Origin of the sequence: Sphingomonas sp. 3P27F8 (genome assembly GCF_005502745.1) — a bacterium.
In the GTDB taxonomy this organism is placed as follows: domain Bacteria; phylum Pseudomonadota; class Alphaproteobacteria; order Sphingomonadales; family Sphingomonadaceae; genus Sphingomonas.
Genome location: NZ_SCNL01000002.1, coordinates 59,347 through 84,409, shown reverse-complemented (window position 1 = coordinate 84,409; position 25,063 = coordinate 59,347). Strand labels below are relative to the sequence as shown.

The window sequence follows — 25,063 nt, the reverse complement described above, 5'->3', positions numbered from 1 at the left end:
CATGAGTAGCGCGCCCGCTCTCGTGAGCGACGGCGGTAGCCTGCCGCGCCATGTCGCGATCATCATGGACGGGAACGGCCGCTGGGCGAAGAAGCGTTTCCTGCCGCGCGTCGCGGGGCATCGCGCCGGCGTGGAGGCGGTGCGCGCGGTAAGCCGCGCGGCGCGTGCGATGGGGATCGAGGCGCTGACGCTATATGCGTTCTCGAGCGAAAACTGGCGCCGGCCGGAGGAGGAGGTTGGCGACCTGATGGGTCTGCTACGCCTGTTCATCCGATCCGATCTGGCGGAGCTGGTCCGCGAAAATGTCCGTCTGCGCGTGATCGGGGATTTTCGTCGCTTTCCCGCCGACGTGGTGTCGCTGATCGACGATGCGATCGCACGCACCGTGGACAATAACGGCCCGCTGCTGGTGATCGCGCTCAATTATGGCGGACAAGCGGAATTGATCGCCGTCACTCAGCGGCTGGCTGCCCGCGCTGCGGCCGGCAATCTTGACCCGGCAGCGATCAACGCTGGCATGGTCGAGCGCGAACTTGAAACCCATGATCTCCCCCCGCTCGATTTGCTGATCCGCACCTCCGGCGAGCACCGTCTGTCCAATTTCCTGCTGTGGCAGGCCGCCTATGCCGAGCTGCTGTTCGTCGACACGCTATGGCCCGATTTCGGCGCGGCGGATCTGGAGGCGGCGGTGGCGGATTTCGGGCGGCGCCAGCGACGGTTCGGGGGCTTGTGACGGCGAAGGGCTCAGACCTGCAGAAACGCGTCGTGGCGGGCCTTGCAATGATCGGCATCGCGCTTGGCGCGCTGTGGCTTGGCGGCATCGCCTTCTGGCTTCTCGCGGTGGTCGGCGCGCTGGTGATGCTGCACGAATGGGGCGGCCTCGATCATGCTGGCGCGCGCGAGACGCGGCTGGCGCAATTCGCGCTTTCCGTGCCGCTCGCGGTGATGGCGCCGGCATCGCTGACGATCGTGCCGCACGATTTCTTTTCGCTCGGCCTCATCGGCGGCGCGGCTTTCTTCGTCGCGATCGTGTCGCGCCGGTCGCGCCTTGCGATAGGGGTCGTCTATTGCGGACTGCCCGTGCTCGCGCTCGTTTTCCTGCGCCGCCAGCATGAGGGGCTCGTGTTCACGCTGTGGGCGCTGGCGCTGGTTTGGGCATGCGATATCGGTGCCTATTTCGCCGGCCGCACCATCGGCGGACCGAAGCTCGCGCCGGCGATCAGCCCGAACAAGACGTGGGCGGGGCTGCTTGGCGGAGTAGCGGCGGCAAGCCTGTTCGGGATGTTCATGCACTGGCGCTTCGGCCTGCCGTGGCGGATGACGCTGGCGACACCGGCGCTGGCGGTGCTGTCTCAGGCCGGCGATCTCTATGAAAGCTGGCTGAAACGCCGCGCCGGGGTGAAGGATTCCGGCGCGCTCATCCCCGGACACGGCGGCGTAATGGATCGGCTCGACGGACTCGTGCCGGTCGCGCCGGTCGCGGCCTTTGTCGTCATCATCCCGCATTTCTATCCATCATGAAATCAGTAACTATCCTAGGCGCGACCGGCTCGGTCGGCACCTCGACCCTCGACCTTATCGAGCGTGCGCCGGAGCGCTTCCGCATCCGCGCGCTGACCGCCAACAGCGACGTGGCCAAGCTTGCTGCGGCCGCGATCCGCACGCGGGCGGAAGTGGCGGTGATCGCGGACGAAACCTTTCTACCCGCGCTGCGCACGCTGCTTGCCGGCTCCGGCATCGACGCAGCGGGCGGGGCGGACGCCGTGACAGCGGCGGCCGGAGCGGGCGCCGATGTGACGGTTGCGGCGATCGTCGGCTGTGCAGGGCTGCGCCCGGTGATGGCAGCGATCCGCGCCGGCGGCACGATCGCGCTCGCGAACAAGGAGGCGCTGGTTTCCGCGGGTGACGTCATGAAGGCGGCGGTGGCCGATCATGGCGCGACCCTGCTGCCGGTCGACAGCGAGCACAATGCGATTTTCCAGTGCCTCGACGCGCGGCTGACGAACCGTATCCGCCGCATCATCCTCACCGCCAGTGGCGGCCCGTTTCGCGATCGTTCGCTCGAGCAGATGGCCGATATAACGCCAGCGCAGGCGGTCGCGCATCCGAACTGGTCGATGGGCGCGAAGATCTCGGTCGATTCGGCGACCATGATGAACAAGGGGCTGGAGCTGATCGAGGCGTTTCACCTCTTTCCGCTCGGCGGCGATCAGATCGATATCGTCGTGCATCGCCAGTCTGTGATCCATTCGATGGTCGAATATGTCGATGGTTCGACGCTCGCGCAGCTCGGCACCCCCGATATGCGCACCCCGATCGCCTACGCGCTGGCCTGGCCTGATCGAATGGTGACGCCAAATGAGCCGCTTGACCTCGTGCGTATCGGCCGGCTCGATTTCGAGGCACCCGATCCGGTGCGCTTTCCTGCGCTAGCGCTTGCCCGCGCCGCGCTCGAGGCGGGCGGCGCGCGGCCGGCGATCCTTAACGCGGCGAACGAGGTCGCGGTGGCGGCGTTCCTGGGCGGTCGCGCGGGTTTCCTCGAAATTGCCGCAATCGTCGCCGATACGCTGGAGCGCTTCGACCCGCCCGCGCCTGAAACGCTCGATGCGGTGCTGGATATCGACCGTGAAGCGCGGCGATTGGCGGCGGAGCGTGTGAAGGAACGCGTCGCTTGATTCAGTCCCCGGGCCTTCTGCTGTCGTTGCTGGCATTCGTGCTGGTGATCGGCCCGCTCGTTTTCATTCACGAAATGGGCCACTATCTTGCCGCGCGCTTCTTTGGCGTTAAATGTGACGTTTTCTCAATTGGTTTTGGCCGCGAGCTTGCGGGCTGGACTGATCGGCGCGGCATGCGCTGGAAGATCGGCTGGGTTCCGCTTGGCGGCTATGTCCGCTTCGCCGGGGACATGAACGCGATAAGTCAGCCGTCGGCCGAATGGCTCGCGCTGCCGGCGGATGAGCGCCAGCGCACGTTTCAGGCCAAGCCGGTTTGGCAGCGCGCGATCATCGTCGCCGCCGGCCCGGTGGTGAATTTTCTCGCGGCGATATTGATTCTGGCGGGCTTCGCGCTGGCCTATGGCCAGAGCGTTACGCCAACCGTTGTCGGAGTGGTCGTGCCCAATTCGGCGGCCGCGCAGATCGGGCTTCGTCCCGGCGATCGCATCACCGCGCTTAACGGGCGCTCCGTCGAAACTTTCGATGACATGGCGCGCTATTCGCGGATCCGTCCTGAAGAGAGTGTGCGCATCGATTACGTGCGCAATGGCGCCCGGCTTGCCGGCACGACGATGATCGGTCTGCGGCTAGAGCGTGATCGCTTCGGCAACGAATATCGCGTCGGGCAGCTTGGGATCGGCGCCGCGACGCCGGTGCGACGGCAGATCGGCCCGCTGGAGGCTCCGTTGATCGCGGTGCGGCAGACCAGCCAGATCGTGTCAATGATGGTCGAGACGGTAGGGCAGGTGATTTCAGGTCGCCGTTCTGTCAAGGAACTGGGCGGGCCACTTTCAATCGCGAAGGTGTCCGGCGAGCAGATTTCGCTGGGTATGGAGGCGTTCGTCTTCCTGATCGCCTTGGTATCGATCAATCTCGGGTTCATCAATCTGCTGCCAGTTCCGACACTGGATGGTGGGCACCTGCTCTTTTATGCGATAGAAGCTCTCCGTCGCCGCCCGGTGGGACCGGAGGCGCAGGAATTGGCCTATCGTGGTGGGCTGGCCGCGATATTCGCTCTCATGCTGCTGGTGACGTTCAATGATCTTGGCAATTTCGGTTTGTGGCGCAGTCTGGCTGGCTTGATCGGGTGAGCAAGGTGGGGCAGGGCGCGCGACACGCGGTCGATATGTGTTTCTTCGGGGTGGATTGGTGAAGGCTTTGACGACAACTCTACGCCCGCAACCTGTGGCGCTGCTGCTCGCCGGGACCATGCTTGCCGGCGTGCCCCTGGCGGCCGCCGCGCAGTCCGCACCCAAGGCGCCGCCCGCAGCCAGGCAGCAGCAGGCGCCGGCGCAGGCTGCTCCCGTGGCGCCTGCCGTGGCGCCAGTGGTGCGCACGATCAAGACCCTGCGCGTCGATGGCTCGCAGCGGATCGAGCCGGAGACAGTGCTCAGCTACACCAAGCTGCGCCTTGGCGATCAATATACCAACGAAACGCTCGATCAGGCGATCAAGGATCTCTATGCGAGTGATCTGTTCGCCGATGTGACGGTCGCGGGTGCCGAGACGGGCGACATCGTGCTGCGCGTGCGCGAGAATCCGATCATCAACCGTGTGATCCTCGAGGGCAACAAGCGCCTCAAGGAAGACAAGATCACCAAGGAGATCAAGCTCAAGCCGCGCCAGATCTTCACCCGGTCGGCGGTGCGCGCGGATGTTGCGCGGATCATCGAGCTGTATCGGCGTCAGGGCCGGTTCGCAGCCAGCGTCGATCCGAAGATGGTCAATCTGGACCAGAATCGCGTCGATGTGGTCTTCGAGATCAGCGAAGGCCCCAAATCCAAGGTTCGGCAGATCAACATCATCGGCAACGAGGTGTTCCCGGATTCGAAGCTTCGCTCCACGATGGCGACCAAGCAATCGCGGTTCTTCCGCCTTATGTCGTCGAACACGTCCTACGATCAGGATCGGCTGGCCTATGACCAGCAGAAGCTGCGGCAGTTCTACCTCACCAACGGTTATGCCGATTTCCGCGTCACCAGCGCGGTGGCGGAGCTTACGCCGGATAAGCGTGATTTCATCATCACCTACGTGGTGGAGGAAGGTCCGCGCTACAAATTCGGCGATGTGAACGTCGACAGCGATATCCGCGATTTCGACAACAAGGGCATGGCCAAGACGCTCTCGATCAAGAAGGGCGACTGGTATGACGCGAAGAAGGTTGAGGATACCGTTGACAGCCTGAGCCAGACGGCTGGCCTGTTCGGCTATGCCTTCACCGATGTGAACCCGGAATTCCAGCGCGATCGCGATGCGCTGACGATGTCGATCAACTTCCACATCGGCCAGGCCCAGCGCACCTATGTCGAGCGGGTCGAGATCACCGGGAACACGCAGACGCAGGACAAGGTAATCCGCCGCGAAGTGCGCCTCGCCGAAGGCGACGCGTTCAACAGCTTTCAGGTGAAGCGATCGACCGATCGCATCAACAGCCTGGGCTATTTCCAGGACAAGTTCGAACTCAAGCAGACGCCGGGTTCGTCACCCGACCGCGTGGTGCTGGAGGCTAACGTCGAGGAAAAGGCGACCGGCCAGCTTCAGCTTTCGGCGGGTTATTCGAGCCTCGAACGCTTCATCATCCAGGCGAACATCACCCAATCGAATTTCCGCGGGAAGGCGCAGGAGCTTCGCGCGGGCGTCAATTACTCGGCCTATTCCAAGTCGGTGGAGCTTGGCTTTACCGAACCGTATCTGTTCGACAAGAACATCGCGCTGGGCGTCGATCTGTTCCGACGCGATTACAACGCGTTCAATTATGTCGGCACGGATCGCCAGACCACATACAGCCAGACATCGACCGGCTTCCAGATCCGCGCGGGCGTGCCGCTGAACGAATACTGGTCATTGTCGGGCCGCTACGGCCTCTCCTATGACGAGGTCGGGCTCGACAAGGCAACATATTACACGGATCTCAACGGCGACGGCATTCGTGGCAATAGCCCGGGTGACAAGTGCGATCCGCTGCAGGCCGGGCGTTATCTGTGCGATTCGCTTGGCAATCGCTGGACGTCATCGGTCGGCTATTCGTTAATCTACAACAGTTTGAACAGCCGCTTGCGGCCGACGGCTGGATCGCGCTTCTCGTTCAGCCAGGACTTCGCGGGGCTGGGCGGCGACGTGCGCTATATCCGGACGCGCGCGGAAGGCGCGAAATACTGGGGCGTCGGCAAGGGGTTTGTCCTGTCGGTGGTGGGTGAGGGCGGCTTCATCAAGTCGCTGGAGTCCAGCCGCGGGCCTGGCATCGATTCGGTGCGCATCACCGATCGCTTTTATCTGGGCGAGCCGCAATTCCGCGGCTTCGATATTCGCGGCGTCGGGCCGCGTGTGATCCGGCAATATTACACGACCGATTCTACCGGCAAGCAGGTGCTGATCACCGACAAGAACCAGATCGTCGACGACGCATTGGGCGGCAAGGCCTATTATCTCGGCCGCCTCGAGCTGGAAATTCCGCTCGGCTCGGGCGCGCGCGAGCTCGGGCTGCGGCCGTCAATCTATGTTCAGGCGGGCAGCCTGTGGAGCATCACCCGCCCGTTGCCGACAGCGGTTTTCCCGGTCGCAGCCGACGGAACGGTGCTTGCCCTGCCGAAAACCAACGAAAGCGGGCAACCGCTGTTCAGTTATACAAACGCCGCCGGTTTATCGGTCACGACGATTTGCGCGGCCGGCGTGCCCGACCCAAGCGGGAAGTGTAATGGCATCATCCCGAATACCGCGCTGATCGCGTCGCAGCCGTTCAAGGAAACCTTCTATGGCGGCACGGCCAGCCCGCGCCTTTCGGTTGGTTTCGGCGTGAATTGGACATCGCCGTTCGGCCCGCTGCGCATCGATATCGCCAAGGCATTGTTGACCCAGCCTGGCGACGACAAGAAGCTTGTAACTTTCAACGTAGGGACTCAGTTCTGATGAATAGCAAGAAGACCATGCTGATCGCCGCGGCGCTGCTTGCACCCGGCGCGCTGCTCGCGGGCGTTTCGCACGCCCAGGTCAACGGCATCGCCGTCGTTGATCCGGACGGTGCCGTTGCGGGCAGCAACGCCTGGAAGACCGCTGCCGGCCAGCTCCAGACAACGTACAAGGCGACCCTGGATCAGGCCGAGGCGCGCCGTCAGGCGATCGCCACCGAACTGCAGCCGCTCGTCGCAAAGCTTCAGAGCGACCAGAAGGCGAATGTGCCGCAGGCGCAGCTGCAGACGCAGGTCCAGTCGATCCAGGCCAAGGAGCAGGCAGGCAACGCCGAGCTGCAGCGGATGACGACGCCTTACGCGCGCGCACGCGGCTATGCGATCGAGCAGATCCAGCAGCAGCTGAAACCCGCGATCGACGCCGCGGCGACCCGGAAGCGTGCGAGCATCGTGCTCGGCCCGAACGACGTCGTCCACCTCGATCCGGCCGGTGACATCACTGCCGACGTCACCACGGAGCTCAATCGCCTCGTGCCAAGCGTGAACATCACGCCCCCGGCGAACTGGCAGCCCGGCCAGCAGGGTCAGCAGGGTCAGGCTCCCGCCCAGGCACCCGCGCAGCCCGCCACGAAGAAGCCACAGGGACGGTGAACGAGGCCGATACGACGAGCGGGTCGGTCGGCCCGCTCGATATTGCACGGGTGATGGCCGCGCTGCCGCATCGCTATCCGATGCTGCTGGTCGATCGGGTCGAGGAGCTTGTTCCTGACCGGTCGATCGCGGCGATCAAGGCGGTGACGATCAACGAAGGCTTCTTCCAGGGGCATTTCCCCGGCCGGCCGATCATGCCGGGCGTGCTCATCGTGGAGGCGCTGGCGCAGGCGGCAGGGGTACTTGCCGTGGAAAGCCTTGGCCTCGCCGGATCCGGAAAGCTGGTTTACTTCATGGCGATCGAGAATGCGAAGTTTCGCAAGCCGGTGGAACCCGGCGTGCTGCTTCGTCTCGAGGTCGAGTTCGTGCAGAAGCGCAGCAGCGTGTGCAAGTTCGCGGGCGTCGCCAGGATCGACGAACAGGTCGTGGCCGAAGCGAACTTCACCGCGATGATCGCCGACCCGCCCAAGGCGGCGTGAACAGCAAGCGATCGTTTTGACTTTACGGCGCGCCTGCGTTAGGCGCGCCGCTTCCTTTCGGGCTGGTCGGAAACCAGCCACATTCAAGGACGACGACGTGAAGAAAGACATTCATCCCGACTATCACACCATCAAGGTGCAGATGACCGACGGCACCGTGTTCGAAACCCGCTCCACCTGGGGCAAGGAAGGCGACACGATGCAGCTGGATATCGATCCGCTGGCGCATCCGGCATGGACCGGCGGCCGTGGCCAGATGCTCGACAGTGGCGGCCAGGTCGCGCGTTTCAACAAGCGTTTCGGTGGCGGGCTGACGCTCCGCAAGTGACGTCGTTAACGCGGCATTAGGCATGCCGGGCTAGGTTGCCCGGCATGTTTGCAGCGGAATTCGAACCAGCACCCAGCGATATCCGGCGCCGCGCTCAGCGCGCGCCGGTTTCGCTCGATTCACCCCTGAACTCCGGGGGGCTCGCGCGGGCGCTGTGCAAGGTGATCGACCTGTCGATCCACGGTGCGAAGCTCAACACCTATTCGGCGCTGCGCAAGGGCATGGCCATTTGGTTGACGCTGCCGGAGATCGGCCGCGTCGGCGCCGACGTGATGTGGGCGGACGATTTCGCGGCCGGTTGCCGCTTTCACGCGCCGCTCGATCCCACGATCTTCGAACAATTGCTCAAGCGCGAAGGCCATATCGCCGCGCACTGAGCGTAGCCGCGCCCGCCCGTTCTTAACGGATTAGGCGCCCGGGCCTCTCGGCCCGGACGCCCGCGACGCCTCGGAAAGGGAGCAAGGAGGCGTCGATCCGCGGTTCGGCTCTTACGCTGCCTTGGCGTCGCCGCTGTCGATTTCGACCGCAGCGAGCGGTGCGCCGGTCTTGATGGTGATGCTCTTCGGCTTCATCGCTTCCGGCACTTCGCGCACCAGATCGATCACGAGCAGGCCGTCGTTCAACCGGGCATCTTCCACGAAAACGAAGTCTGCCAGCTCGAAGCGACGCTCGAAGTTGCGGTTCGCGATCCCGACGTGCAGGAAATTGCCGTTATCCTGCGTCTCCGCCTTCTTGCCGGAAACGAGCAGCAGATTCTGCTGGGCGGTGATGTCGATCTCGTCGCGACCGAAACCGGCGATGGCCAGCGTGATCCGGTAACGATCCTCGGCAAGTCGTTCCAGATTGAAGGGCGGGTAATTGTCGGCAGCCGAGCGCGCGTTGGTCTCAAGCAGGTCGAAAAGCCGATCGAAGCCGATCGTCGAGCGGCGATAGGGAGTAAGATCCAGTCGCATATCAAATCCTCCAGTTGAGCGAATTGACGACATGAGATGCCCGAAAATCGCGGCATCCCGCGCGGCCCGATCAGTGGCGCCGCGCAACCGACAAATGGGAGGCGTGATGAAGTTTTCAAGCGGGTAGGCTCAAAACCTACTTTCTTGGTCGGCATTTATTCCCGCGGTACATCGTCGCCGACAATAGAATCGGATCAGGGAAAACTCATGTCGATCACGCTCGCATTACTTTCGATTGCCGCGCAATCCGCCCCGGCCGTCGAGCAGTCGGCCGTCCCCCCGGCGCCGGCACCCGCGCAATCGACTGACTCCCAGGAAGAACCCGGCCGCCTCGGGCCAGCGCAGCAGGGCGGGGGGGATATCGTCGTCACCGCGCGGCGCCGCGCTGAATCAGTCCAAAGCGTGCCGATCGCGATCTCGGTGATCGGCGGCAAGGCGCTTGCGGATACCGGCGCATATAACGTCAACCGGCTGACGCAGCTTCAACCATCGCTGCAGTTCTATTCGACCAACCCGCGTAACTCGGCCGCGAATATCCGTGGCCTCGGCGCGCCATTCGGCCTCACCAACGACGGGATCGAACAAGGCGTCGGCATCTATGTCGATCAGGTATATTACAGCCGTATCGCCTCCGCCACTTTCGATTTCACGGATACCGAGCGGATCGAGGTGCTGCGTGGGCCGCAGGGAACGCTCTATGGCAAGAACACCACCGCCGGTGCGATCAACATCACCACACGCAAGCCCAGCTTCGAGACCGAGGCGCGCTTCGAACTGACCGGCGGCAATTACGATTTTTTCCAGGGGAAGGGGTCGATTTCCGGCCCGCTGGTCGGCGATGTCGTGGCGGGGCGGCTCTCCGCATCCTTCACCACGCGCCGCGGCACGATCTGGAACACGACGCAGCAGCAGTGGCAGAACAGCCAGGATAACCTCAGCCTGCGCGGGCAGATGCTGTTCCAGGCGGCGCCGAACCTCGATATCACGCTATACGCGGACTATAACCGCCAGGCGCCGAATTGCTGCGTGCAATATTATGCGCGGGTCGCGCCGACCCAGCGCCCCACCAACCGGCAATATGCGGCACTAGCCGCCGCAGCGGGATACCGCGTCCCGTCGACCGACGCCTTCGATCGAGTGACCGATGTCGATACGCCGCTGCGCGCGGAGCAGCAATTAGGCGGGGCTTCCGCGGTGGTGAACTGGGATCTTGGGCCGGCGACGCTCACCTCGGTCACGGCGTGGCGGTTCTGGAACTGGAACCCGTCGAACGATCGTGACTTCATCGGGCTGCCGATCACCACTGTCTCGGCCAACCCCTCACAGCAGGATCAGTACAGCCAGGAGATTCGCCTTGGCTCGAACGGCACCCACGCGATCGACTACACGGTAGGCGTGTTCTATTTCCACCAGAAAATCGATACGCAGGGGCTTCAGGTGCAAGGTCCGGCGGCCAGCGCGTGGCTGCTCAATCCGACGAGCGCCAACGGCAAGAACCCGGCAGTGCTGAATGGCCTGACCGCGCGCAACACGATCGGTTTCAAGAACACGTCGGCAGCGTTGTTCGGCAAGCTGACCTGGCATGTCACGGACCGGTTCCAGATTTCTCCTGGCGCAAGGCTCAATTACGACAAGAAGGACGGATCGTATATCTCGACCGTCACAACCGGGGCGGGCCTAGTTCTTAGCTGCACCTCCGCGGCGCAGGCGGCAAGCAGCGTGGTGAAGGATCAGTGCTCGGTTCTGTCGCCGCAGCGCTATACGCCGAGCTTCGATAACTGGAATCTATCCGGCGATCTCACGGCGTCCTATCAGTTTTCGTCCGACATCCACAGTTACGCCACGATTGCGCGCAGTTACAAATCGGGCGGTATCAATCTCTCCGGTCTGCCGCTCGATCCGAATAATAGCCCGATCCTTTCAACCGCGACAGTGAAGCCGGAGAAGGTCAACCATTTCGAAATCGGGCTCAAGACGCAATTGCTCGATCGTCGGGCCACGATCAACTTCGCGGGATTCTGGACGGACATAACCGACTATCAGGCGACGGTGAACAATTTCCAGCTCTCGGTGTTGCGCGGCTATCTCGCGAACGCCGGAAAGGTGCGGACGCGCGGGTTCGAGGTCGATTCGGCATTCCGGCCTACCTCAGGCCTCAATCTCTATGCCAACGCAGCTTTCACCGACGCGAAATACGTTCGCTTCACGAACGCGCCATGTGCCCCGGAGTTGTCGGGCGGCACGGCGCTCCCGATCGTCAACGGTCAGATCGTCGGAACGCCGGCCCCGGCGGGAACGCCGGGAAGCAGCTTGCCGTATTGCGATATCTCCGGTCAGCGGCTGCCAGGCGTCTCCAAATGGGCGTTCAGCTATGGCGCTGAATACAACGTGCCGGTCGGTGAGGGGCAGGTGTATCTTGGCTATGACGGCAGCTATCGCTCCGATTTCTCGTCAAATCCGTCGCCGTCACCCTATACCGACGTCAAGGGCTATTCGCTTTCGAACTTCCGCCTGGGGTATCGCAAGGGGGACAAATTCAACGTGTTCGCCTGGGTGCGCAACGCGTTCGACCAGAATTACTACGAGGTTCTCGCGACGCAATCGGGCAGCACGGGCCTTATCGTCGGGCAGCCCGGTGATCCGCGAACCTTCGGTCTGACTTTGTCGGTCGGCGTCCGTTAAGGATCAGTCCGCAAATACAAACGCCCGGGTCGGTGATCCGACCCGGGCGCCTGCGTGACGATCGCTCGTCAGCCCCCTATCCAATCGCTGCCATCATGCTCCGGTTACGAAGCGAGGCGGCGAAATTCCCCGAACCACGGCCATTTGCCTGTGTGCCAGTGCCCGCAGTGGTACTGGCCAAGCATGTCGCGTGTCGATCAAAATGAACGCCAGCTAAACCGAATGTCCACCGCATGTGTTGATTCCGCCACAGCACCCGTTGCCAGCGGTGAAATCGGCGGATAGACGGCTGGGCATGATCCTGTCGCGCTATGAACGAATGATCGCGCGGCGCTATCTCCTTCCAGGCAAGGGCGAGCGGTTCATCGTTCTCGTCGCCGGTTTCAGCCTCGGCGCGGTGATGCTGGGCGTCGCGGCGCTCGTCATCGTCATGAGCGTGATGAACGGGTTTCGGGCCGAGCTTTTCGACAAGATCGTCGGGCTTAACGGCCATGCCGTGGTCCAGGGCGTCGACGGGCGCCTCGCCGACTGGCAGGAGATCGCGCGCTGGGCGAAGGATACGCCCGGCGTCACCAGCGCCGTGCCGCTTATCGAACAGCCGCTGATGTCCTCCTACAATGGCCGCGTGGAAGGCGTGCTGGTGCGTGGCATGCGCGTATCGGATATCCGCTCCAATATGACGATCGGGCAGAAGGTCGTCGCCGGCTCGCTGGCGGAGCTGAAGCCAGGCAGCAGCAACGTGGCGATCGGCGCACGGCTGGCGGAGGCGCTGGGCGCGACCGTCGGTTCGCAGATCACGCTGATAAACCCATCCGGCCAGTCGACGCCGTTCGGTACGGTGCCGCGCTATGTGAGCTATACGGTCGCCGCGATCTTCGAGATCGGGGTGTATGACTACGACAAGGCCTATGTCGTCATGCCGATGGAGGATGCGCAGACGCTGCTCCTGCTGGGCGACAAGGTCGGCATGATCGAGTTGCAAACGGACAATCCGGACAAGGTGGGCCAGATACTCGCGCCGCTGGCGCAGAAAGTCGGCCGGCTCGCGGTGATTTCGGACTGGCGACAGATGAACGCGCAGCTGTTCGATGCGCTCGCCGTCGAGCGGGTCGCGATGTTCACCGTGCTGTGCATCATCATCCTGGTGGCGGCGTTCAACATCGCCAGCTCGCTGATCATGCTGGTTCGCGCCAAGACCCGCGACATCGCGATCATGCGCACGATGGGCGCCACCCGCGGTGCGATGGTGCGCATCTTCATGACGGTCGGCGTGACGATCGGCGCGCTCGGGATCGTCGCAGGTCTCGTTCTCGGAGCGATCTTCCTGTTCTACCGGCAGGCGGTGGTGAATTTTGTCCAGCTCGTAACCGGCCAGAACCTGTGGGATCCCTCGATCCGCTATTTGACCGAGCTGCCATCGAAGCCCGATCCGGTGGAAATCATCGCGATCGTGCTGATTACCGCGCTGATGACCGTGCTGGCGACGCTTTACCCCGCGTTCAAGGCGGCAAGCACCGATCCGGTGCAGGTGCTGCGCTATGAATAGCGCCGTGCTTCAAACCACGGGTCTCGCGCGCAGCTTCACTCAGGGCGGCGAGACGATCGAGGTGCTGCGCCGCGTGAACCTGTCGGTCGCGCCGGGCGAGATCGTGGCATTGCTCGGGCCATCGGGCTCCGGCAAATCGACGCTGTTACAGGCGGTCGGGCTTCTCGAGGGCGGGTTCGAGGGCTCGATCCGGATCGCTGGCAAGGAAGCGGCGCAGCTCGACGCGCACGGGCGAACGATGGTGCGGCGCGATTTCCTGGGTTTCGTCTATCAGTTTCATCACCTGCTCCCGGATTTCGACGCGCGCGAGAATGTCGTGCTGCCGCAACTCATCCATGGCGCAACACAGCGGGATGCTGAAGCGCGGGCTGATGCATTGTTGACCGCGCTCGGCCTCGGGCATCGGCTGACGCACCGGCCGAGCCAGCTTTCCGGCGGCGAGCAGCAGCGCGTCGCGGTGGCGCGGGCGCTCGCCAATCGGCCGGCGCTGGTGCTGGCGGACGAGCCGACCGGCAATCTGGACGAGCATACCGCCGATATCGTTCTGGCCGAATTCCTCCGCCTCGTGCGCGTCGAGGGATCGGCCGCGCTCGTCGCCACCCATAACGAGCGACTCGCCGCGAAAATGGACCGTGTGGTGCGATTGCAGGAGGGCGTGCTGCAATGAGCGCCTGGCGCGATCAGCCGGTGCTCCGCGGAAATCATGTGACATTGCGGCCGCTCGCGATGGCGGATCGCGATGCGCTGGTCGCGGCCGCGGCGGACGGCGATCTCACCGAACTTTTCTTCACCAACGTGTCCGGGCTCGCCGATCCCGATACTTTCATGGCGGCGACGTTTCGAGAGCGAGATTATGGTCGCGCGATGCCGTTCGCGGTGGAAACGCCGGATGGCAGCGTTGTGGGCCTCACGCGGTTCATGCGCATGAACGAGCCGAACCGGCGCGTGGAGATCGGCGGCACATTCTACGCGCGTTCCGTCCAGCGCAGCGGCGTCAATACCGAGGCAAAGAAGCTGCTGCTGACCCACGCCTTCGACGTATTGGGATGCAACGTGGTGCAAATCCGTACCGACTGGTTCAATCGTGATTCCCAGCGTGCGATCGAGCGGCTCGGTGCCAAGCGAGATGGCGTGCTGCGCTCGCATCAGCTGATGGACGGGCGGGTGCGCGATCTGGTCGTCTACTCGATCATCGCTTGCGAATGGCCGGGTGTGCGTGTCAATCTGGAGCATATGCTGGCGCGCCATCGGGGCTGAACAGAGGGGAGACGGGCAATGGGAGCGATCACCGATTTCGAGGTCAAGGCCGCGGACGGGGGCATCGCCTCGCTCGACACCTGGCGCGGCAAGGTGCTCCTGATCGTCAATACCGCCTCGAAGTGCGGGTTCACGCCTCAATATGAGGGGCTGGAGGCACTGCATCGCGAATATGCCGATCGCGGCTTCGAGGTGCTGGCCTTCCCTTGCAACCAGTTCGGCGCGCAGGAGCCGGGGGACGCGGAGGAAATCGCGAACTTCTGCTCGCTGACCTATGACGTCACGTTTCCCGTGTTCGCCAAGGTCGAGGTGAATGGGCCAAACGCCGACCCGCTGTTCGAACGGCTCAAGAGCGATGCACCGGGCCTGCTCGGATCGAAGGCGATCAAGTGGAACTTCACCAAGTTCCTGGTGAACCGCGACGGGCAGGTGGTGGAGCGGTATGCGCCCACGACCAAGCCGGCCGATATCGTCGCCGACATCGAGAAGCTGCTGTAGCGGTTCAGATGTCCAGCGCGACCCGCTCGCCTCGATGATCGAGCGCGAAAGTCGTCCACGTAGCGCCAGAGACGAGGAAGCTGATGCCTAGCACGATGCCGGGCAGCGTCAGCGCGGCAACCGGCATCGAATAAAGGATATATGCCGCGAGCAGCAGATTAAGCACGCCCAGGACGATCATCAATCCGCGCCGTCGGCGGAATCGGAATCCCCATACCAGTTCAAGCACGCCGCGCGCGATAAGCCACAGCGCGAGCAGCAAGGTTAGGGATACAGCGCCGGTCGCCGGCTCAAGAACCATGATCCCGCCGCCGATCAGCGAGACCAGGCCGAACAGGATCGCATAGCCGCGCCCCTCGTGCCCGCGTCCGAAAGCGCCGGCAAGCAACCCGAATATGCCGCCCGCGATCAGATATGCGCCCACCACCAGCGTTGCCGCGAACGTCGCCGGCACCGGCATGAAAATGGCCGCCGCCCCGAGGATGAGGCTGGCGATACCAAAGGCCAGGATCCAGCCCCAGCCGATGCCACGTGCCGCAAGCGTCATCACCCATCCTCCGTTTCACCAGCGAAACTATGGCGCGCGAACTTGGTTCCGGGACTGTGCGAATCGCGCGGTAGCGGCTAGCGTTTCGCGATGTCGCATTCCGGTTTCGTCCCGCTCCGTATCTTTTCGTCATATACGATGCTGGACGGGGCGATCGAGCCAAAGGCGATCGCGAAGCGGGCGGCGGCGCTCGGCTTTCCGGCGGCTGCGCTTACCGACCGCAACGGGCTTTACGCCGCGATGGCTTATTCGGATGCGGCGTGCGATGCGGGCGTTCAGCCGGTGATAGGCGTGATGCTGGGGGTTGCCCGCCCGGATCTGCCCGACGGGGTGGCGCCGATCATCGACTGGCTCGCGCTCTATGCGCAGGATGAGCGGGGCTATGACAATCTGTGTGCATTGGTCAGCATGGCGCATCTCGATCGCCCGATCGAGCAGGTGCCGCATGTCGATTTCGCGGCGCTGGCACGTCACGCGGAGGGGCTGATCGCGCTGACCGCCGGCGGCGAGGGCGGCCTGGCCCGACTTTTCGCGGAGGATCAGCCAGCGCGGGCGCACGCATATGCCGATCGCTTGCTGGGGTTGTTCCCGGATCGGCTCTACATAGAAGTGGTGCGCCGCCTGAACGAGGTGGAGGGGCGCGCGGAGCCGCATCTGCTCGATCTCGCTTATACCCGCGATCTGCCGCTGGTGGCGACCAATCCGTGCTGCTTCGCGGAACAGGATTTTCTCGACGCTCATGACGTGATGCTCTGCATCGCGAATTCGACCTATGTGGAGAGCGACGACCGGCCGCGCAGTTCGCCGGACGCCTGGATGAAGCCGGCGAACGAGATGCGGGCGCTGTTCGCCGATCTGCCGGAGGCGATCGCGAACACGCTCGTCGTCGCACGGCGCTGCGCGGTAGCCGCGCCCAGGCGCAAGCCGATCCTGCCCAGTCTCGCGGGCGATCGCGACGGCGAAGCGGCGATGCTCCGCCAAGATGCGGCGGCGGGGCTCGAACAGCGTCTGGAGCGCATCGCGCAGCTTGGGCAGGCAGATGGAGACGATTGGCGCGAGGCCTATCGCGATCGCCTGCAGTTCGAGCTCGACGTCATCATCCAGATGGGCTTTCCTGGATACTTCCTGATCGTCGCCGATTTCATCAAATGGGCAAAGGAACGCGACATTCCGGTCGGCCCGGGGCGTGGTTCGGGCGCCGGCTCGGTGGTGGCCTGGGCGCTGACGATCACCGATCTCGATCCGATCCGGCTGGGGCTGCTTTTCGAGCGCTTCCTCAATCCCGAGCGCGTTTCGATGCCGGATTTCGATATCGATTTCTGCGAAACGCGGCGCGTGGAAGTGATCCGCTATGTGCAGGAGAAATACGGCCGGGATCAGGTGGCGCAGATCATCACCTTCGGCAAGCTGAAGGCGCGCGCGGTGCTGAAAGATACCGGGCGTGTCCTTCAGATGAGCTACGGTCAGGTCGATCGCCTCGCAAAGCTGGTCCCGAATCACCCGACGGACCCGTGGACGCTGGAGCGAGCGCTGAATGGCGTATCCGAGCTCGCGCGCGAATATGCCAACGAGAACGATGTCCGGCGGCTGCTCGATCTGGCGATGAAGCTGGAGGGGCTGCCGCGGCACTCCTCCACGCACGCGGCGGGTGTGGTGATCGGGGATCGCCCGCTTGCGCAACTGGTGCCGCTCTATCGCGATCCGCGTTCGGACATGCCGGTCACCCAATTCGACATGAAGTACGTCGAGGGCGCCGGGCTGGTGAAGTTCGACTTTCTTGGTCTGAAAACGCTCTCTGTGCTCAAGAAAGCGGTGGAGATGCTGGCGAAGCGCGGCATCTCGATCGATCTCGATGCGCTGGGCTGGGATGATGTGGAAACCTATGAACTTCTACAGGCCGGCAACACCGTCGGCGTGTTTCAGGTGGAATCGGAGGGGATGCGGCGCACGCTGTCGGCGGTGAAGCCCACCGTTTTCGAAGACATCATCGCCCTTGGCGCGCTCTATCGCCCCGGCCCGATGGATAATATCCCGATGTTCGGCCGCCGAAAGAACGGGCAGGAGGATATTCTCTATCCGCATCCGCTGCTCGAAGGCATCCTCGCGGAAACCTATGGCATTTTCGTTTATCAGGAACAGGTGATGCAGGCGGCGCAGGTGCTCGCCGGCTACACCCTTGGTGGCGCGGACCTGTTGCGCCGCGCGATGGGCAAGAAGATCAAGGCGGAGATGGACGCGCAGCGCGCGATCTTCGTCGAGGGTTGCGCCACGACGAACAACATTCCCGCCGCAAAGGCTAACGAGCTCTTTGACTTGATCGATAAGTTCGCTGGCTATGGCTTCAACAAGAGCCACGCAGCGGCTTATGCGCTGCTCACCTATCAGACGGCGTGGCTGAAGGCGCATTACCCGCACGAATTCTTTGCGGCCTCAATGTGTTACGATATTCATCTCACCGACAAGCTCGCGGTGTTCGTCGACGATATGCGACGGATGGGCATCGAATTGCTTCCCCCCGATATCAATGCGAGCCAGGCGGAATTCGACGTTGAGGTCGATGATCACGGCCGCCCGGCCGTCCGCTATGCGCTTGCGGCGCTCAAATCGGTCGGCGAAGGGGCGATGGAGCGCCTCGTCGCCGAGCGTGAGGAGCGCGGGCGGTTCAAGAGCCTCGACGATCTCGCGCATCGCGTCGATCCCCGACTGGTCAACAAGCGGCAACTGGAAACGCTGGCAGCCGGCGGCGCGTTCGACGCTATGGAACCCAACCGGGCCGGCGTGTTTGCGATCGCCGAAACGATCCTGGCGGTAGCGGCGCGCACGCATGACCAGCGCACCAGCGGGCAGGGCGGGCTCTTCGGCGATTCAAGCCATGCGGGCGACACGATCAAGCTGCCGCGATCGGTCCACTGGACGATGGCGCAAAAGATGGAACAGGAGAAGGAGGCGTTTGGCTTCTATTTCTCTGCTCACCCGGTCGACCGCCACGCGCATCTCGCCAAGATGCATGGCGCGCGGCAGTTCGCGGCGCTGGGCGAGCTTTCGATTCCCGATGACGGCACGCGCGCCGGGGCGACGATGGCCGTGCTGGTCGAAGAGGCGCGATGGCGGACGTCCGCGCGCGGGCGGCGCTACATGATGGCGACGCTCTCCGACCAGAGTGGGCAATTCATCGCCACCTGCTTCGACGATCAGGTGGCGGCCGACCTGGAAGAGGCGGCGCGCGCTGGCGCCTGCGGCCTGGCCACCGTAGAACTGGATCGGCGGCCCGGAGAGGATCAGCCGCGTGTTTCGATCAAGCGCCTCCAGCCGTTCGAATCGCTCGCGTCGATCGCGCGCTTCGTGGCGGAGATCGTCGTGGACCGGGCGGACGCGGTCGCGGCGCTCGCCACTTTGCTGGAAGGGCAGCGCGGCGCGCGCGGCGAGGTGCGTCTCAAGATCAGGCTGCCGCATGGCGGGGAGGCGACGCTGCTGCTCGGCCGCGACTTCCTGCTGGATGCCGAGCTGATCGATCGCGCGAATCTCCTGCCCGGCGTGATCTCCGCCACGCTCGGTCGGGCGGAAACGATGCTGACGCTCGCGGGCTAAGGCGCGGGCGGGCCGCGCCGCACGGTCGTCACCTTGATGGTCGGTTCGAGCATCTGACCCTTCATCAAGCCCTCGCCACGCGTCGGTGAGGTGGGGGCATCAAGGATGTGGTGAATGATGTCCATGCCGCTGACGACGTGGCCGAAAACCGCATAGCCCGGCTCGGTCGCCGTTGCGTCCATCGTGCTGAGATCGCCGACGATGATGAAGAAATCGCCGGACGCCGTGCCCGGCTTGCCCATCGCCATTGAGATCGCGCCGTCCTTGTGGCTGAGGCCCGTCTTGCTGGTCGGCTCATGCGGGATCGGCGGGAGTGCGCGCTTGGGATCGTTAGCGGCACCGAACTGGACGAAGCCGTAGCCTGGTTGAATTTTTACTGCACGATAGAAGTTTACCCCATCGAGCCGCTTCTGATCGACATATCTCAGAAAATTCGCCGCCGTGATCGGGGCGTGTTCCTTGTCCACGGCTATGACGATCGGCCCGAGCGAGGTCGTAACCGTCACGTTGACGAGCGCTGTGGGCGTCGCTGCGGCTGGCTGCGCCGCCGGCGTGCCGGTCTGTGCGGTGGCGGTTGTGGCGGGCAACGCAAGCAGCGCTGCGAGAGGGAGGAAGATGCGCATAGGCCAGTATCTAGCATTGTCGTGGCCGCGCTGTCAGCCGCCGGAAACCGCATCTGTGCGATGCGTTGAGCATCTTGCCGCGAATGCGCGAGAGGTTCAGCATGCCGATCGCAGGCTGAAGCCAAGGAGAGGAACAATGGCTGCATCACGCAAGACCGCCGGAGATCGGGCCAAGGAAGCCACCGGGAAGATGCGCGAGGGCGCAGGAAAGGCGAAGCAGGCGTTTGAGGACCACGTCGTCGATCCGGCAAGGCGTGTGGGCGAGGCGGTAAAGGCATCGGGCGAAAAGGTCGCCGAGCAGAACAAGGCGGTCGGCCTGAAAATGATCGATCAGGCCGAAGCCAATGCGCGGGAGGCCTTTGCGGCGATGCGCGCTGCCGCCGTCGCGAAGGATCTTTCGGACGTGATGAAGATCCAGGGCGATTTCCTGCGTGAACAGAGCAATCGATCGATGGCGCACGCGCGCGAGGTCGGCGAGCTCATCATGCAGTTCGGACGGGATGCGGTCGGCACGATGAAGGGCAGCGCGGGGAAGGGGTGACTAGTCGCCAGTTCGGGCGATCCCGTACGGCACGTGCAGGAAATCATGACGGCTTGCGCTGATTTCGCGGCCTTGTCGCAATGGCCCGTTCGTTATTGTCGCGGGTCCTGCTGGCCAGAAAGCGTCGGTCCGGTCGGGGCGCTCTGGAGCAGCGAATCTCCGCCCAAGACACGGTACAGAGTGACCAGATTGGTGGCGCGGGTCAGCTTGGTCTGCACGAGGCCGCGCTGCGCGGTGTAAAGCGAACGCTGGGCGACCAGCGATGCAAGAAAGGTATCGATAGCCCCGCGATAGCGCGCGTCTGCCAGCCGGTAATTGTCCAGTGCGGCATCCACGTTTCGTTGATCCGCGCCAAGCTGATCAGCGATGGTTCCCTGTCGGGCGAGCGCATCGGCGACCTCGCTGAACGCCGTCTGGATCGCCTTTTCATAACTGGCGACCGCGGCGTCGCGCTGCGCCTCGGATTGAGCGACGCCGGCGCGCGCCGCGCCGCCGCTGAAAATGGGATAAGCAGCGTTCGCGCTTCCCGAATAACTGAACGCGCCGCTACTGAACAGCGAGGAGAGCGCGCCGCTGGCCAAACCTAGGAGGCCGGTGAGCGTGATCCGGGGAAACAGCGCGGCGCGAGCGGCGCCGATCTCGGCATTGGCCGCACGAAGCGTATATTCCGCACTCACTACATCGGGGCGGCGCAGCAAGACGCCCGAATCGAGCCCGGCTGGCAAGGCGGCGATGTTGCTGGCCGCTTCATCGATCGATCCGGGCAGCAGCGCGGGGTCGATCGGCGCGCCGACCAGTAGTTGAAGGGCGTTCACATCCTGCGCGAGCGCGGTCTTCTGCTGTGCGAGATCGGATTCAGCGCTCGCGAGCACCTGTTCCGCCTGCCGCAGATCGGTGCGAGGCGCGATGCCACCTTTCAGACGCGCATCGGTCAGCGATACGCTGCGGCGCGCGTTGGCTGCCGTTTCCTCTGCGATGCCGAGCAGGCTGCGATCCGCCGCATAACTCAGCCACGCACCGGCGATATCGCCGACGAGCGTCAGCCGGGTGGCGCGCGCGGTCGCTTCCTGCGCGAAATAGCGGTTCAGCGCGGCACTGGTCAGCGAGCGGACCCGGCCGAACAAGTCGATTTCGAAGCCGGTAATCCCGATTCCCGCGGAAAGAGAGTCCGTCGTGGCCGCGTTTCCGGCGGCCGGGCTATTGCTGTGACTGTAACTGTATGCGCCGTTGGCGGCGATCGTGGGAAACAGTTCGCCGCGCTGGATGCGATATTGCGCACGGGCGGCAGCGATATTCGCCGCCGCAATGCGCAAGTCGCGGTTATTGGCGAGCGCCTGATCGATGACGCGCTGGAGCCGCGTGTCCCGGAAGATATCGCGATAGGTGACACTGGGCAGCGCCGCCTCGCTTTGCCTCAGATACGCGTCGCCCACCGGCCATGACGAGGGAACGGGCAGATCCGGACGCACATATTTTGGCGTCATGCTGCACGCCGAAAGCGCGGCGCCGCCGGCCAGCAGAAATGCGCGACGCATCATGATTCACCGGCCTGCGATACGGGCGGGGACGGGCGATACCCTCTATGCTCGCCATGCAATCGCGCGAGCGTATCTCGGAAACCACGCCGCACCAGCACGAAGAACATCGGAATATAGAAGATCGCCAGGATTGTAGCGGTAAGCATCCCGCCGATCACGGCCGTGCCGATCGCGATGCGGCTGTTCGCCCCCGCGCCGGTGGAGATCGCCAGCGGCAGCACGCCGAAGATGAAGGCGAAGCTGGTCATCAGGATCGGGCGCAGGCGGATGCGTGCGGCCGCGAGCGCTGCTTCGATCACGCGCTTGCCCTTCTTTTCCTCCTGCTCCGCGAATTCGATCATGAGGATGGCGTTCTTGGCGGCTAGCCCCATCGTCGTCAGCAGGCCGATCTGGAGATAGACGTCATTGGTAAGCCCGCGCAGCGTTACGAACAGGATCGCTCCGACAAGCCCGAGCGGGATGACCAGCAGCACGGCAAGCGGGATCGACCAGCTTTCGTAAAGCGCGGCGAGGCAGAGGAACACCACGATGAGCGACAGGCCGTAAAGCAAAGGGGCCTGGCCGGACGACAAACGTTCCTGATAGGAGACGCCCGCCCATGCGATGCTGGTTCCCGGTATCTGCGCGGCGAGCGCGGCGATCCGGTTCATGGCGTCGCCCGAGCTTACCCCTTGTGCGCCAGCACCCTGGAATTCGAAGCTCTGAACGCCATTGAAACGTGACAGCGTCGTCGGCGCCTGCGACCAGCTGGTGGAGGCGAAGGAAGAGAAGGGGGCCATCTGCCCGTTCGTGCCGCGTACGAACCATTGGCCAATATCCTCCGGCTTCGACCGGAACGGCGCATCGCCCTGAACATACACGCGCTTGACCCGGCCGCGATCCACGAAGTCGTTGACGTAACGGCCGCCCCATGCGGTGGAAAGCGTGGTGTTGACGTCATTCTGCGTCAGGCCCAGCGCAGCGATCTTCTGCGCATCGGTGTCAACCTGAAGCGTGCCGATATCGGGCAGTTCGGTAAGCCGGATGCCGCCGAGTTTCGTATCGGCCATCGCCATCGCCAGCAACTTGTCTCGCGCCGCCTCGAACTCCTGCAACGACAGGCCGCCGGTGTTCTGCAACTCCATCGTGAAGCCTTCGGACTGGCCGAGGCCGCGAATGGCCGGCGGGATCAGCGCGAAAACCTGCGCGTCGCGAAAACCGCTGAATGCGGCGGCTGCGCGGGCGACGATCGCGTCCGCGCCATTCTCTGTGCCCTTGCGCGCATCCCAGTCCGTGAAGGCGAGAAAGCCCTGTCCCGTGTTTTGACCGCTAACGCCGCCGCCGCCGCCGCCAGCGACCGTGAACAGTGTTTTCGTGTTGGCGCCCTCATGTTCCGCGAAATATTTCTCGATCTCGCGCTGGACCTGCGTAGTGCGGCCTAGCGTCGCGCCGGCCGGCAGGCGGAACTGGACGATCGCGCCACCCTGATCCTCGGTCGGCAAAAAGCCGGTCGGCAAGCGCAGGAACAATACGGCCAACAACGCCACGGTGACGGCGTAGATGCCCAGGAACAGCCATTTGCGCTCCACCACCCGGCCAACCGCGGCGGTATAGCGTTGCACGCCGCGATCGAAATTGTGATTGAACCACGTCTTGGCGCGATCGGCGCCCGAAATCAGCCATGGCGCGCGGCGACCAAGCCATGTTTCATCGGCGGGCCGCTCCTTGCTTTTCTGCTTCAGGAGATGCGAGGTGATTGCCGGTGACAAGATGATCGCCACCGCCACGGAAAGCATCATCGCGGAAATGATCGTCAGCGAGAACTGGCGATAGATCACGCCTGTCGATCCGCCGAAAAACGCCATCGGCAGGAACACCGCGGACAGCACCAGCGCGATCGCGACCAGCGCCACCGTGATCTCGTTCATCGATTCGATCGTCGCTTCCCGAGGCGTCATCTCGGGATTTTCCTCCATCAGCCGTTCGACATTCTCCACCACCACGATCGCATCATCGACGAGCAGCCCGATCGCCAGCACAAGGCCGAACAGCGTGAGCGTGTTGATCGTGAAGCCGACGATGTAGAAGATCGCGAACGTGCCGAGCAACACCACCGGCACCGCGATCGTGGGCACCAGCGTCGCGCGCCAGCTTTGCAGGAAAACGAACATGACGATCACGACGAGTATGATTGCCTCGATCAGCGTTTTCACCACCTCGTGGATCGACAGTTTGATAAAGTCCGTTGAATCGCTTGAATAGGCGATGCGCAGATTGGGTGGAAAGGTCTTGGCGACGCGCGCGATTTCAGCCTTGACGAGTTCCGCGGTCTTGAGCGCATCCGCGCCCGGCGCGAGCAACACGGCGATGCCCGCGCCGGGGTGGCGGTTCACGCGGCTGGTTGCCGCGTAGCTCTCCGCCCCCAGCTCGATCCGCGCCACATCCGCCAGCCGCACCGTTGCGCCCGAGGGCAGCGTCTTCAGGATGATCGCGCGGAACTGTTCGGGTGTCTGGAGCCGCGACTGCGCTGTGACGGTGGCGTTCAGCATCTGATCCTGCGGCATCGGCTGGCCGCCGATCTCGCCCGCCGCCACCTCGGTGTTCTGGTTGGTGATAGCGGTGATGACGTCACCCGGGATCAGCGAGAAACTGGCCAGCTTCGCCGGATCCAGCCAGATCCGCATCGCATATTGCGATCCGAACACGTTGGTGTCGCCCACGCCCTGAAGACGACCGAGCGGCTCCTGCAGGTTCGATACGAGATAATCCGACACATCCTGATTGGTCAGCTTGTCGGTGATGTCATAAACGCCGGCGATCAGCAGAAAGTCGGGGTTGGACTTGCGGACGACCAGCCCCTGTTGCTGCACCTGGGTGGGCAGGCGGCTGATCGCCTGCTGCACCTGGTTCTGCACCTGAACCTGCGCGATATCGGGGTCGGTGCCCTTGGCGAACGTGGCGGTGATCGACACCGAGCCGCGCGACGAGGAGGACGAGCTGAAATAGAGCAGACCGTCGATGCCGGTGAGCTGCTGCTCGATAATCTGCGTCACAGAATTCTGGATCGTCTGTGCGTTCGCGCCGGGATAGGTGGCGCGGATCGATACCTGCGGCGGCGCGACATCGGGATATTGCGCGATCGGCAACCCCATGATCGCGCCGATTCCCGCCATCATCACGATGATTGCGAGAACCCAGGCGAAGATCGGGCGATCGATGAAAATGCGCGACATG

At 63.7% G+C, this 25,063-nt stretch carries 21 protein-coding genes; 16 read left to right on the top strand and 5 right to left on the bottom strand.

Annotation, left to right across the window (positions count from 1 at the left end):
- Window position 1 precedes the first annotated feature (1 nt).
- The 9 genes from FFS35_RS02975 to FFS35_RS02935 all read left to right on the top strand — a co-directional run bounded on the left by FFS35_RS02975 (window position 2) and on the right by FFS35_RS02935 (window position 8,454).
- A complete protein-coding gene (locus FFS35_RS02975) occupies window positions 2-733 on the top strand; it encodes an isoprenyl transferase (protein WP_137785644.1) in 732 nt (243 codons plus the stop codon).
- Between the two features lie 32 nt (window positions 734-765).
- Window positions 766-1,521 carry a phosphatidate cytidylyltransferase gene (locus FFS35_RS02970; protein ID WP_283214514.1) on the top strand — a complete coding sequence of 252 codons (756 nt, stop codon included), beginning with the start codon at window positions 766-768 and terminating at the stop codon, window positions 1,519-1,521.
- On the top strand, window positions 1,518-2,675 hold the full coding sequence (locus FFS35_RS02965; RefSeq protein WP_137785642.1) for a 1-deoxy-D-xylulose-5-phosphate reductoisomerase: 1,158 nt from the start codon (window positions 1,518-1,520) through the stop codon (window positions 2,673-2,675). The genes FFS35_RS02970 and FFS35_RS02965 overlap by 4 nt, the downstream gene beginning before the upstream one ends.
- Window positions 2,672-3,805 carry an RIP metalloprotease RseP gene (rseP, locus tag FFS35_RS02960; RefSeq protein ID WP_137785641.1) on the top strand — a complete coding sequence of 378 codons (1,134 nt, stop codon included), beginning with the start codon at window positions 2,672-2,674 and terminating at the stop codon, window positions 3,803-3,805. The genes FFS35_RS02965 and rseP overlap by 4 nt, the downstream gene beginning before the upstream one ends.
- Window positions 3,806-3,923: 118 nt before the next feature.
- Complete coding sequence (gene bamA, locus FFS35_RS02955; protein WP_137785929.1) at window positions 3,924-6,620, top strand: outer membrane protein assembly factor BamA; 2,697 nt, start codon at window positions 3,924-3,926, stop codon at window positions 6,618-6,620.
- 17 nt (window positions 6,621-6,637) lie between these two features.
- Entirely contained in the window at window positions 6,638-7,270 is a 633-nt protein-coding gene (locus tag FFS35_RS02950) for an OmpH family outer membrane protein (protein ID WP_249341422.1), read from the top strand.
- Window positions 7,267-7,749, top strand: coding sequence for a 3-hydroxyacyl-ACP dehydratase FabZ (fabZ, locus tag FFS35_RS02945; RefSeq protein ID WP_137785639.1), 483 nt, complete (start codon window positions 7,267-7,269; stop codon window positions 7,747-7,749). Before FFS35_RS02950 ends, fabZ begins: the two co-directional genes overlap by 4 nt.
- A 97-nt stretch (window positions 7,750-7,846) precedes the next feature.
- On the top strand, window positions 7,847-8,077 hold the full coding sequence (rpmE, locus tag FFS35_RS02940; RefSeq protein WP_137785638.1) for a 50S ribosomal protein L31: 231 nt from the start codon (window positions 7,847-7,849) through the stop codon (window positions 8,075-8,077).
- 44 nt (window positions 8,078-8,121) lie between these two features.
- The gene (locus FFS35_RS02935; protein WP_137785637.1) at window positions 8,122-8,454 is read left to right on the top strand and encodes a PilZ domain-containing protein; all 333 of its coding nucleotides are present in this window, start codon (window positions 8,122-8,124) and stop codon (window positions 8,452-8,454) included.
- A 111-nt stretch (window positions 8,455-8,565) separates the two neighbouring features.
- Here FFS35_RS02935 and FFS35_RS02930 read toward each other — a convergent pair whose 3' ends face one another.
- Window positions 8,566-9,030 (bottom strand): Hsp20 family protein, encoded by a 465-nt coding sequence (locus FFS35_RS02930; RefSeq protein ID WP_137785636.1) that lies wholly within the window; start codon window positions 9,028-9,030, stop codon window positions 8,566-8,568.
- Between the two features lie 207 nt (window positions 9,031-9,237).
- Here FFS35_RS02930 and FFS35_RS02925 point away from each other — a divergent pair, with 207 nt between their 5' ends.
- The 5 genes from FFS35_RS02925 to FFS35_RS02905 all read left to right on the top strand — a co-directional run bounded on the left by FFS35_RS02925 (window position 9,238) and on the right by FFS35_RS02905 (window position 15,013).
- Complete coding sequence (locus tag FFS35_RS02925; RefSeq protein ID WP_137785635.1) at window positions 9,238-11,712, top strand: TonB-dependent receptor; 2,475 nt, start codon at window positions 9,238-9,240, stop codon at window positions 11,710-11,712.
- A 295-nt stretch (window positions 11,713-12,007) separates the two neighbouring features.
- Window positions 12,008-13,258 (top strand): lipoprotein-releasing ABC transporter permease subunit, encoded by a 1,251-nt coding sequence (locus FFS35_RS02920; protein ID WP_137785634.1) that lies wholly within the window; start codon window positions 12,008-12,010, stop codon window positions 13,256-13,258.
- Complete coding sequence (locus tag FFS35_RS02915) at window positions 13,251-13,925, top strand: ABC transporter ATP-binding protein (RefSeq protein ID WP_137785633.1); 675 nt, start codon at window positions 13,251-13,253, stop codon at window positions 13,923-13,925. Before FFS35_RS02920 ends, FFS35_RS02915 begins: the two co-directional genes overlap by 8 nt.
- The gene (locus tag FFS35_RS02910; RefSeq protein ID WP_137785632.1) at window positions 13,922-14,515 is read left to right on the top strand and encodes a GNAT family protein; all 594 of its coding nucleotides are present in this window, start codon (window positions 13,922-13,924) and stop codon (window positions 14,513-14,515) included. Before FFS35_RS02915 ends, FFS35_RS02910 begins: the two co-directional genes overlap by 4 nt.
- An 18-nt stretch (window positions 14,516-14,533) precedes the next feature.
- A complete protein-coding gene (locus tag FFS35_RS02905) occupies window positions 14,534-15,013 on the top strand; it encodes a glutathione peroxidase (protein ID WP_137785631.1) in 480 nt (159 codons plus the stop codon).
- Between the two features lie 4 nt (window positions 15,014-15,017).
- Here FFS35_RS02905 and FFS35_RS02900 read toward each other — a convergent pair whose 3' ends face one another.
- Window positions 15,018-15,560 carry a DUF308 domain-containing protein gene (locus FFS35_RS02900; protein ID WP_137785630.1) on the bottom strand — a complete coding sequence of 181 codons (543 nt, stop codon included), beginning with the start codon at window positions 15,558-15,560 and terminating at the stop codon, window positions 15,018-15,020.
- Window positions 15,561-15,650: 90 nt separating this feature from the next.
- Between FFS35_RS02900 and dnaE the strand changes: the two genes are divergently transcribed.
- Entirely contained in the window at window positions 15,651-19,148 is a 3,498-nt protein-coding gene (gene dnaE / locus FFS35_RS02895) for a DNA polymerase III subunit alpha (protein ID WP_137785629.1), read from the top strand.
- Here the strand turns inward: dnaE and FFS35_RS02890 are convergent.
- Window positions 19,145-19,771 carry a peptidylprolyl isomerase gene (locus FFS35_RS02890; protein ID WP_137785628.1) on the bottom strand — a complete coding sequence of 209 codons (627 nt, stop codon included), beginning with the start codon at window positions 19,769-19,771 and terminating at the stop codon, window positions 19,145-19,147. The two genes, dnaE and FFS35_RS02890, sit on opposite strands and share 4 nt — an antisense overlap.
- A gap of 136 nt (window positions 19,772-19,907) precedes the next feature.
- Between FFS35_RS02890 and FFS35_RS02885 the strand changes: the two genes are divergently transcribed.
- A complete protein-coding gene (locus FFS35_RS02885) occupies window positions 19,908-20,312 on the top strand; it encodes a phasin family protein (protein ID WP_137785627.1) in 405 nt (134 codons plus the stop codon).
- A gap of 92 nt (window positions 20,313-20,404) precedes the next feature.
- Here the strand turns inward: FFS35_RS02885 and FFS35_RS02880 are convergent, their stop codons facing one another.
- A complete protein-coding gene (locus FFS35_RS02880; RefSeq protein WP_137785928.1) occupies window positions 20,405-21,847 on the bottom strand; it encodes an efflux transporter outer membrane subunit in 1,443 nt (480 codons plus the stop codon).
- A complete protein-coding gene (locus tag FFS35_RS02875; protein ID WP_137785626.1) occupies window positions 21,847-25,062 on the bottom strand; it encodes a multidrug efflux RND transporter permease subunit in 3,216 nt (1,071 codons plus the stop codon). The genes FFS35_RS02880 and FFS35_RS02875 overlap by 1 nt, the downstream gene beginning before the upstream one ends.
- Window position 25,063: the final 1 nt, after the last annotated feature.